Annotated in this window: 13 protein-coding genes and 1 tRNA gene; 9 read left to right on the plus strand and 5 right to left on the minus strand. The window is 49.3% G+C overall.

The genetic code is table 11. The annotated features are described in order from the left end of the window. A partial coding sequence (locus R3196_RS10385; RefSeq protein WP_318936704.1) for a riboflavin synthase subunit alpha occupies positions 1-482 on the minus strand: 482 nt, incomplete at its 3' end. Positions 483-499: 17 nt separating this feature from the next. Here R3196_RS10385 and R3196_RS10390 point away from each other — a divergent pair. The 4 genes from R3196_RS10390 to R3196_RS10405 all read left to right on the plus strand — a co-directional run bounded on the left by R3196_RS10390 (position 500) and on the right by R3196_RS10405 (position 4,078). Then, on the plus strand, positions 500-1,552 hold the full coding sequence (locus R3196_RS10390; RefSeq protein WP_318936705.1) for a DUF3080 family protein: 1,053 nt from the start codon (positions 500-502) through the stop codon (positions 1,550-1,552). A 106-nt stretch (positions 1,553-1,658) separates the two neighbouring features. Beyond that, complete coding sequence (locus tag R3196_RS10395; RefSeq protein ID WP_318936706.1) at positions 1,659-2,045, plus strand: DUF6746 family protein; 387 nt, start codon at positions 1,659-1,661, stop codon at positions 2,043-2,045. Further along, on the plus strand, positions 2,042-2,875 hold the full coding sequence (locus R3196_RS10400) for a MoxR family ATPase (RefSeq protein WP_318936707.1): 834 nt from the start codon (positions 2,042-2,044) through the stop codon (positions 2,873-2,875). The genes R3196_RS10395 and R3196_RS10400 overlap by 4 nt, the downstream gene beginning before the upstream one ends. Before the next feature lie 3 nt (positions 2,876-2,878). Beyond that, positions 2,879-4,078 (plus strand): vWA domain-containing protein, encoded by a 1,200-nt coding sequence (locus R3196_RS10405; protein ID WP_318936708.1) that lies wholly within the window; start codon positions 2,879-2,881, stop codon positions 4,076-4,078. Here the strand turns inward: R3196_RS10405 and R3196_RS10410 are convergent. Next, complete coding sequence (locus R3196_RS10410; protein WP_318936709.1) at positions 4,005-4,475, minus strand: Rrf2 family transcriptional regulator; 471 nt, start codon at positions 4,473-4,475, stop codon at positions 4,005-4,007. The genes R3196_RS10405 and R3196_RS10410 overlap by 74 nt on opposite strands. Before the next feature lie 96 nt (positions 4,476-4,571). Here R3196_RS10410 and R3196_RS10415 point away from each other — a divergent pair, with 96 nt between their 5' ends. Together R3196_RS10415 and R3196_RS10420 are read left to right on the plus strand one after the other, a co-directional pair. Continuing rightward, on the plus strand, positions 4,572-4,793 hold the full coding sequence (locus R3196_RS10415) for a hypothetical protein (RefSeq protein WP_318936710.1): 222 nt from the start codon (positions 4,572-4,574) through the stop codon (positions 4,791-4,793). A gap of 202 nt (positions 4,794-4,995) precedes the next feature. Next, positions 4,996-5,072 (plus strand) — tRNA-Val (locus tag R3196_RS10420). 24 nt (positions 5,073-5,096) lie between these two features. Here the strand turns inward: R3196_RS10420 and R3196_RS10425 are convergent. Continuing rightward, positions 5,097-5,372, minus strand: coding sequence for a zf-TFIIB domain-containing protein (locus R3196_RS10425; RefSeq protein ID WP_318936711.1), 276 nt, complete (start codon positions 5,370-5,372; stop codon positions 5,097-5,099). A 307-nt stretch (positions 5,373-5,679) separates the two neighbouring features. On the opposite strand from R3196_RS10425, the gene R3196_RS10430 reads away from it, so the two are divergent. From R3196_RS10430 to R3196_RS10440, 3 genes are read left to right on the plus strand one after another with little or no spacing between them, the layout of a single operon-like run. Next, the gene (locus R3196_RS10430; RefSeq protein WP_318936712.1) at positions 5,680-6,213 is read left to right on the plus strand and encodes a hypothetical protein; all 534 of its coding nucleotides are present in this window, start codon (positions 5,680-5,682) and stop codon (positions 6,211-6,213) included. Between the two features lie 25 nt (positions 6,214-6,238). Next, positions 6,239-7,183, plus strand: a complete 945-nt coding sequence (locus tag R3196_RS10435) for a hypothetical protein (protein ID WP_318936713.1) — start codon at positions 6,239-6,241, stop codon at positions 7,181-7,183. A gap of 57 nt (positions 7,184-7,240) precedes the next feature. Beyond that, a complete protein-coding gene (locus R3196_RS10440; protein ID WP_318936714.1) occupies positions 7,241-8,212 on the plus strand; it encodes a hypothetical protein in 972 nt (323 codons plus the stop codon). Here the strand turns inward: R3196_RS10440 and R3196_RS10445 are convergent. After that, the gene (locus tag R3196_RS10445; protein WP_318936715.1) at positions 8,205-8,567 is read right to left on the minus strand and encodes a YchJ family protein; all 363 of its coding nucleotides are present in this window, start codon (positions 8,565-8,567) and stop codon (positions 8,205-8,207) included. The genes R3196_RS10440 and R3196_RS10445 overlap by 8 nt on opposite strands. Further along, on the minus strand, positions 8,567-9,143 hold a 577-nt coding region (locus R3196_RS10450; protein WP_318936716.1), incomplete at its 5' end, for a PrpF domain-containing protein. The genes R3196_RS10445 and R3196_RS10450, both read right to left, overlap by 1 nt.

Below are 9,143 nucleotides of genomic sequence, written 5' to 3' on the forward strand. Positions count from 1 at the left end.
CCCTTCACTTCGCCGATAGTCAGACTGGCGCCATTGACACTGATAAAACCCTTACTGAACACAAAGCGCGCGAACGCCTGCGGAAATTCAATCCATAGTGCCCAGTTGAACTCATCATGCTGCCGCTCAACAACACGGCCAATACAGTGGATATGTCCCGATACGTGATGGCCGCCGATCTCGTCACCAACTTTCAGTGAGCGCTCGAAATTCACTTTGTCATTGATCGCCAGGTCGCCCAGGTTGGTGAGTCGCAGGGTTTCGTCAATCACATCAAACTCCACACTGGCTGGCTCATTACCCTGCCCGTCCGGCAACTCAAAGCCAACCACCGTCAGACAGCAGCCGTTAATTGCTATACTTGCACCAATCTCTAACTGCTGCAGAAATTGCGGCGCAACATTCAAACGTAGATGCCGAAAGTCCGGATGTATGTCGATGTGAGCGACAACCGCTTGGGTTTGCACGATTCCAGTAAACATAATGAGGTTCCAACCGCGTGATACAGATAACAATTTCGATTGTACTTTTTCTGCGACGCCTTGGCTATGGCGGACTGGTGCTGCTTACGTTGAGCGCCTGCAGCGGGCAGCCCGAACTGTTGCGGCAATGGGATGATTACCAGCAACGCCTGGCTAATACCCAGAATATCGACACCATCGAAGTGAGCCTGCCAGCGCCAAAGCGCCCGCCAGCTGTTCGAGATCTGCGCCTGGATATCCCGCGAGTTTCATTGTCTCTGCTTGACTCGATGCGCCTTGACGCCTGCCCGGCCGGCGCGCTGATTGCCGAACGGAACAGTGCGCTGGGCCGTCTGACCGACGGTGTGTCGCGCTATTACGGAGACATTCGCTTAATCGCGGCAATGAAACAGTGTATCGATCAACTCGAAGCCGGCGGGCGGTCTGATCTGCAGGCTCGCCTGGAAGAAGCGGTGCGGGAAAAATCTGCAACCATGAACGATGCCCGTCAACAGGCCATCGCCACCGACGATGCCCTTCGCCATGCGCTGACGCCGGCAGCGACGCCATTACCCGACACTTCAGTGGAATCCTTTGCGCCGGCGCTTGCCGCACTTGAAATTGTGGTTCAGGTGCTCGAATACCGGGACGCGGGCGACCCGCTCCCCAATGAAGAGCAATTAGAATCAGCCCTGCAAACCCTGGCGCAAAGTACCTACCTGCCCGGGTTCTGGCGCGCGCTCCATGATCAGCAGGCTTACATTGAGCAATTAACTCCGCTGGTCAATGAACTAAGCCAACGTGCCGGTTGCTTAAGCGCTGGGACCCCGCGGCGCGCGGAAATCCTAAAAACCATTTTTATGAGCTTTTTTGCGGGTGAACTACAACCCCTGCTGGCTGGCTTTACCACCCAGGCTTATCAGTTAGCTCCCGTGCTCCAGCGTTTGCGCGATCAATCTGAGCTGGCACCGATGAATACCTATCTTGATCATCTGCAACAACTTCCTGTTGGGTTAACCCTGGTTACACGGACCCATGCGCAGCACTGGCAGGACTTTTTTCAGGCCTGTGACTTCACTCCCGGAGCTTAAAAAGGTAGCCGCCAGGCGTTGGACTTTTCATTAACTTATGGTAACTTATTGAGAACCATTCTCATTTGAGAATTTCCATCAAGGTATGAAGCCGCAGGAGATTAGAATGAAGTTTTTCACTCAGTTAGCCATCAGTGGTCTGGTCGCAGCCAGCTTTTCAGTCGCAGCCGCACCGCTAAGCGAAGATCGCCCTGACCATTTTGAAGGCAAATCTTCAGAAACTCTGGAACAGGCAATGAGCAATCTTGCTGAATACAACGCCAAACTGCATGACATGCTGGCGAGTGGCGACTTAACACCAAAGCAAATGGGTGAAATTCATCAACTGACCTATACCCTGGAAGAAGCGCTTGCGAAGCTGAAAGACGAAGTCGAAACCATGCAGGAACAAGTTGAAACTGTGCACCTGGGCTCTGAAAAAATGAGTTACGACGAAGTGAAAGAAACCGGCAAAGCCTACTTAAATAAAGCAGCGAAGATAGTGAACCAATGAGTTTTATCAGCACCTCAAGTTACATTGTCGCCGATGATCTGTCGCTGGCAGTAAACGCTGCGGTAACTCTCGAAAAGCCTTTGCTACTCAAAGGTGAACCCGGCACCGGGAAAACCAGGTTGGCGGAAGAACTAGCCGCCAGCCTTGGCGTGCCCCTGCTGCGCTGGCAAATCAAATCAACTACCAAGGCCCAGCAAGGCCTGTATGAATATGATGCGGTGTCACGGCTGCGCGACAGCCAGCTGGGCAGCGATAAAGTGCATGATATCGCCAATTACATCAAACCCGGCAAGCTGTGGCAGGCCTTTACGGCGCCGGAACGGCCGGTATTGTTAATTGATGAGATTGATAAGGCGGATATTGAATTCCCTAATGACCTGCTCCATGAGCTGGATCAGATGGAATTTCATGTGTACGAAACCGGCGAGCAGGTCCGCGCCGAGCACAGACCCATCGTCATTATCACTTCAAACAATGAAAAAGAGCTGCCCGATGCTTTCCTGCGGCGCTGCTTTTTCCATTACATTAAATTCCCGGATGCCGATACCCTGGCCGATATCGTCAAGGTCCATTACCCGGACATTCAGCAACGCCTGTTAAGCACAGCCCTTGAAGTATTTTTTGACCTTCGCGCGGTGCCGAACCTGAAGAAGAAGCCCTCTACTTCGGAACTCATCGACTGGCTGAAGCTGCTATTGGCCGAGGACATCCGCCCTGAAGATCTAAAGCAAAAGGGCCAGCTGTTACCCATGTTCGGCGCCTTGCTGAAAAACGAGCAGGATGTACAACTGGTCGAGAAACTCGCGTTTATGGCGCGCCGGCAGAGCTGATTCATGCTCATTGAGTTTTTTCTGTGTCTGCGCCGCCACGGCCTGAAAACCAGTCTGACTGAACTGCTGGACTTGCTCAATGCACTGGATAAGCAGCTGGTTTTCGCTGACGTCGAGGCGTTTTACAGCCTGGCGCGTCTGATTCTGGTCAAGGACGAAAGCCAGTACGATCGCTTTGACCGGGCTTTTGCTGAATACTTTGAGGGTGTTGAGCAGGTTGACCTGGCCGCAGCTATTCCCAAAGAATGGTTTGAGCAAAGCCTGCAGCGGCAACTTAGCGATGAAGATAAAGAAAAGTTAAAAGCGCTTGGCGGACTTGATGCGTTATTAAAGACCTTTCGCGAGCGCCTGGAAGAACAGCAAAAACGCCATGCCGGTGGCAGTAAATGGATAGGCACCGGTGGCACCTCACCCTTTGGCGCTTATGGTTATAACCCTGAAGGCATCCGTATCAACCAGCAAGGCAGCAATGCCCGCCGCGCGGTCAAGGTGTGGGATAAGCGCGAGTTTCGTGAGCTGGATACCGAAGGCGAACTAAATAACCGTACCATTCAGCTCGCGCTACGCAAACTCCGTCGCTTTGCCCGCAGCGGCGCTGTTGAAGAGTTGGATCTGCCCGGCACCATACGGGCCACATCATCAAAAGGCGGGCTACTGGACTTACAGTGGCAGCGCGAGCGCCATAACGCCATCAAAGTTCTGATCCTGTTCGATGTCGGCGGTTCCATGGATGATTTTATCTACGAATGCCAGCAGTTGTTTAGCGCCGCCCGCTCTGAGTTTAAGCACCTTGAGTTCTTTTACTTCCACAACTGCGTGTACGAAGGGGTATGGAAAGATCCCAGTCGCCGCTTCGCAGAACAGATCCCTGTCGCTGAACTGATAAACAGATATGGTAAGGACTATAAACTAATTTTTGTCGGCGACGCGACTATGGGACCGTACGAGATCATGTATCCGGGGGGCAGTGTCGAACACTGGAATGAAGAGCCCGGCGCCGCCTGGATGCAACGGCTGTTAAACCACTTTCATCACGCGGTCTGGCTGAATCCACAGCCGGTTGAACGCTGGCGCTGGCATCAATCAATCGACATTATCCAGCAGCTGATGAATCAACGCATGTATCCGCTCACGCTGGACGGTTTGACGCAGGCGATTGACCAGCTGTTAAAAAAATCTGCTGCAGCTGTGCCGAGTTCTTAAGTAAATCCTTTAACGTGTAACGGCTGAGATGCTCGTAAAAGAGCTCTTTACCCCGCCCCACAATGCTGTTCAATTCGCAGGCAGGTAATGCGACGCAGTACGGATTTTGACAATCAATCCAGGCTTCATCGCCTTCCAGTTCGCGGATCACAAAATCAAGCTGAATTTCTTCCGGCGCTTTAGCCAGCAAGAAGCCCCCATGTTTACCGCGTCTGGTTTCAATCAGCTTAATCCGCCCAAGATGATGCACCACTTTGTTCACATGGTTCGCAGACAACCTAAATGTTTCACAAATCTCTTTGATGGTTGCCCGTTTATCCGAGCCGTCGGAGTTTTGGACACTCCCGAGATACATCAGGATACGAAGCCCGTAATCGGTGTATTTCTTTAATTGCATCAGTGATCCTGTAACAACTGAGTCACTACCCTTGAATTTTTTGAAAGATACATCAATAATGCACTTTATTAAACATGCATTGAGGATGTATTTTATATGAAAGCCGAAACCATGCTTCGCGCCGCCAACTCTTCAACGGGTATTACACTGCTGTTGTTTGTTGTGGTGGCCTATCTGGCCTGGGGTCTTGAGGCCGAGTTCCCGTTGATGATGGTAGCTGTGCTGCACTTATCACAAATCGTCCTGGCAGGTTTGTTCAAGCTCTCTTACGTATTCCGCCTGATCGCTCAGAGTCAGCTCGGCCAAAGTTTGCGCTAAGCTGACTCTGTATACACTGGCTAACTATTCAAGTGTAGCAGGATACTCTTTTCCTGCTTGTTGTAAAACCAAACGGGCGTCGCTCAAAAAGCCGGCGAACAACTCAGTTTCAGCTGTTTCCGCGTAAAAAATACTTGCACCTAATACGCGGAATTACTACTATAGCGGCCGTTCGCAATTGCGACACTTTTCTGAAAAATGTGCGTCCGTAGCTCAGTTGGTTAGAGCACCACCTTGACATGGTGGGGGTCGGTAGTTCGAGTCTACTCGGACGCACCATCTTCCTGAACTATCCAATCTCTGTCAGAAATCAAATAGCTCACCTAACAGACTCTTCTTCTTTTTCTTACGATAGTCGTAATCATCCGAATATCTGCCCGGATCCCGGTATTCAGGGCGTGGTTGTTGCGGTGGTTGCTGAGCCTGTGGCTGCGCCGTTACGGTACCGGAGCGTTCAATAATTTTATCCAGTTCACCGCGGTCTAACCAGACGCCGCGACAGTTCGGACAATAATCAATCTCAATGCCCTGACGATCAGTCATGACTAGGTTCTCGGTGATACAAATTGGACATTTCATTTGGCTAACTCCTTATATATGTTTTAGCGTCAAACAAGATTAAAACTCATGAAAAGAGCCCGACGCCAATTGGCTGCCCGTTACAGGCAGCACCCTGTCACCGCTCATAAATGCTCTCCGTAGCTAAAGCTTCAACGCCAGTGAATAAAATTTCACCTATGTAATTCACATTACAACTATTTCCCCTAAATTCAAGTGCGTTAAAGCTGAATTTTGGGGCTTAATTTTGTTGACAAGTCGTTACCCTCCTGTAGATTAATATGCGGATGCAGTGCATGCATAACCTACTCTTTTACGGAGAAAAACAATGTCAAAGTTCAAGCTAGCCCTTTTGGGCACCGTCACGGTGTTCTTTGCTTCAGTGCTCATCAGCAGTAACACGGCTGTGGCGCAGCAAGCACAACACGCAGACTCGATTAATATATATGAATCACAGATCCACAATCCAGAAGAACTTCGGGTATATATGGATGTGACTCCGCGCAAAGATAATCCTTTGATGAAATTGTCTGAAGCTGGACGGTACACTTTTATCAACGGTTTAATGTGGGCTAGCAACGGAGTTGGTAGTCTTAATACTTATCCGCTGAAGATTGAGCTTTCGACCAACCAGGCGAAGGAAGTATTAACCCTTTTTGGCCTCCAGGATTTAACTACTAAGATAATGAAGGACAATGCTTCGGGCGATATGTTTAATGAAGCTCCGTCAGGTGATATCTCTCCTGCGCTGCATCACTGTACGGTTTTGGAAGGCTACCGGTGCCAGTTACCAGCGAGTTGTACAGCTTCTTACACTGACATTTGCATGGCATGCCTTTGTGGCGCTCAACAAGAAAAGTAGTTTTTAAAGCGGAGTTATACATACTATGTTTTCAGCAACATTGCGCTGCATTTATCTGTCTTTGTTTATGATGCTCTTAAGCCCAGCCGCTTTTTCAGCGCAATTAGATTGCGCTGAAAATAGCTTTAAGCTGCATTACTCCTTTGCAGAAAAGTCCAAAGCACTGCATAAACTAGCTGAATCTGGCAATGATGTTGGTATAACCCAATTAGAAAACGAACTTTTCTACCTGATCGACGAATTAAACACACAAATCAGTCACTGTCCTGATAATCGGTTACCCAAAATATTTAATGAAGCAGTTGCTTTTCTGTTCTTAACCTACAAAAACGATAGACTTCTCAGCGTTTATGAGAAGTTTATAGATGAAGCTGCACTTACTACCCCACAAATAATCAATTACAGTAATAATCTTTATAAAATGCACTGGCAGGCACGTAACCTCTCTAAGTTATCGGATATTCAAGCACGGTTCCCGGTCAGCCAGAACGTTATAGATTCTTATCCTAGCGATTTTAGCGCCGAGGCCGGAAGCGATAACCTATTATTAGTGGCCGAATATGATAACGAAAGTAATTTACGCTTAAATACAGCAAGCTTGGACGCTGACACATTGCAAATTGTAGCTGTTATTGATCTTAAATGTGGTTTTTCTAAATCAATGCTAGAAGAGATGCAGAGCAACCCGCAACTCTTCTCGCCGATAGAAGATATTATCTTTTTGTTTCCTCAGGCAAGCGTCGCGACACCGAACGATCTAGCGAACTTGTCAGCAGATATTGATGGAGCAAACTTTGCTTTTGCCAACAACGAATCAGCCTGGCCGAGCAAAATGTATTTTCATCAATTCCCTAGGTTTTACTTTATTCGCAACAACCAAGTTGTTCATGAAATATCTGGGTGGCCTTCAGCTAAGCAGGCAAGTATTTTAGTGGATACCTATGCTAAACTGAAGCAACGAGCAGATTAGCAGACGCTCGACCGATTACTCCCGTAAAACACAAAGGTTTTGGAGTTTCCCCCAGACATGACGAAGCTACCTCTATTTATACGTTCCGCACTTTCGATATTAGTCGTAGCTTTTCTGATTCCGTCCCAACTTCATGCGCAAACCTCTTGTGCCCAATCCCCTTTTGAATTACATGACTTATTTGCTAAAGAATCGGCAAGGCTTCACGACTTTATTCGCAGGGGCGATCAAAATGCAGAAGATCAATTAGCGAATGAATTATTTTATTTAGCGACGGACTTAAAGGCTTATGCTTTATCTTGCAGTGATGCACGCGTTCCTAAACTATTTAGTGACGTAACTGCTTATTTGTTTTTAACAACTAAAGACAAGCGGTTGCTGAACCTATATGCGGATTTTCTGCGAACCACGCCTCTAAGCCGTGAACAGTATGTCAATTTCAGCGACACGCTGTATATAATGAACTGGCAGGCTCGTAATTTCCAGAAGCTTGAAGATTTAAAGCATGAGTTCCCGGTAAGTCCGAAAACAACTGATTTTTACCCCGCAGACATTGGTCCGTCGTTAAACAATGATGACATGCTGTTCAAAGCCCGGTTTGCTGCTGGCGCGGAGCTCGAAACCTATAGTGAAAACCTCGACCCTCGCAAGTTGCATCTGGTTGTGCTGGTTGAATTGCGGGATGGCGCGTCGCGCCGACTGTTTGATGATGTGAGCGACGATCCGGAATTATTCAGCAAAGTCGACAACCTGCTGTTCTTATTTTCCCAAACCTCGGTGGCCAATCCCTTTGATGTAGCTAATGCGTCGCAGTTGATGAGTGATTTTGAATTTGCCTTCGTAAATAATGAGGATGCCTGGCCACAAGAAATGTACTTTCACCATTACCCTGTGTTTTATTTCCTACACGAGAATAAAGTGCTGGAACGGATCCCCGGATGGCCATTAGCGCCTGATGCGCAGGCACAGCTGATTAATGATACCTATGAACGGTTACAAAGCGAGCTGATCCAGCAGCGTGCTAAATAATCTCCCCGCTAACGTAATACCAGCGCGATCCCTCTTTAACGAAGTCCGATTTTTCTTCCAGCTTGCCCTGCTGGCCATCAGCCTCAAAGAACGCGCGGAAATGAACGTAGCCGCGGTTGCCACGCTGCCATGACTCCACGACCTGAAGCTGCAGCCAATGCGGATTATCAGCAAGATCCAGCTCAGGCCGGGTATCCTGATGCCAGGTTTCCAGTAAGTAATCCCGCAGCTCCAAAGAAAAAGCACTGAAGCGCGAACGCATCAGTGCTTCAGGGCTGCCGGGTAATCGCTTACCTTTGTGATAGGGCTCACAGCATTTATGGTACTTCCCTGCTCCACACGGGCACTTAGCCATTAAAAACAGTCACCCGGAACCCGAACCCAGCCTTCCATCAATACGCGCGCACTGCGGCTCATAATGGCTTTGGTTACAGTCCACTCGCCGTTAACTTGCTTCGCTTCCGCGCCCACCTGCAAGGTACCGGAAGGATGACCAAAGCGGACGCTAGTGCGATCGCCGCCGCCGGCAGCGATATTCACCAGGGTGCCCGGTACCGCAGCCGCGGTGCCGATTGCGACCGCAGCCGTCCCCATCATAGCGTGATGCAATTTACCCATCGACATAGCGCGTACCAGCAGGTCTACATCTGCCGCATGAACGGCTTTACCGCTGGACGACACATAATCCGCTGGTGGCGCCACAAAAGCTATCTTCGGGGTATGCTGCCGCGAGGCCGCTTCGTCAATGCTTTTTACAAGTCCCATTTTCACAGCGCCATGGGCGCGCAGGTTCTCGAACATCACCAGCGCATCGGCATCTTCGTTAATGGCACCCTGTAGCTCGGTACCGGTGTAGCCAATGGCTTCCGCGTTGACAAAAATGGTCGGGATACCAGCGTTGATCATGGTTGCCTTGATCGTGCCAATACCA

It is taken from the genome of Pseudidiomarina sp., from assembly GCF_033722695.1.
Classification (GTDB): domain Bacteria; phylum Pseudomonadota; class Gammaproteobacteria; order Enterobacterales; family Alteromonadaceae; genus Pseudidiomarina.

Excerpts from the sequence above, each read along its gene's own strand:
- R3196_RS10395 (WP_318936706.1), top strand. The coding sequence starts at position 1,659 with ATGAAGTTTTTCACTCAGTTAGCCATCAGTGGTCTGGTCGCAGCCAGC.
- R3196_RS10400 (WP_318936707.1), top strand. The coding sequence starts at position 2,042 with ATGAGTTTTATCAGCACCTCAAGTTACATTGTCGCCGATGATCTGTCG.
- R3196_RS10405 (WP_318936708.1), top strand. The coding sequence starts at position 2,879 with ATGCTCATTGAGTTTTTTCTGTGTCTGCGCCGCCACGGCCTGAAAACC.
- R3196_RS10410 (WP_318936709.1), bottom strand. The coding sequence starts at position 4,475 with ATGCAATTAAAGAAATACACCGATTACGGGCTTCGTATCCTGATGTAT.
- R3196_RS10415 (WP_318936710.1), top strand. The coding sequence starts at position 4,572 with ATGAAAGCCGAAACCATGCTTCGCGCCGCCAACTCTTCAACGGGTATT.
- R3196_RS10425 (WP_318936711.1), bottom strand. The coding sequence starts at position 5,372 with ATGAAATGTCCAATTTGTATCACCGAGAACCTAGTCATGACTGATCGT.
- R3196_RS10430 (WP_318936712.1), top strand. The coding sequence starts at position 5,680 with ATGTCAAAGTTCAAGCTAGCCCTTTTGGGCACCGTCACGGTGTTCTTT.
- R3196_RS10435 (WP_318936713.1), top strand. The coding sequence starts at position 6,239 with ATGTTTTCAGCAACATTGCGCTGCATTTATCTGTCTTTGTTTATGATG.
- R3196_RS10440 (WP_318936714.1), top strand. The coding sequence starts at position 7,241 with ATGACGAAGCTACCTCTATTTATACGTTCCGCACTTTCGATATTAGTC.
- R3196_RS10445 (WP_318936715.1), bottom strand. The coding sequence starts at position 8,567 with ATGGCTAAGTGCCCGTGTGGAGCAGGGAAGTACCATAAATGCTGTGAG.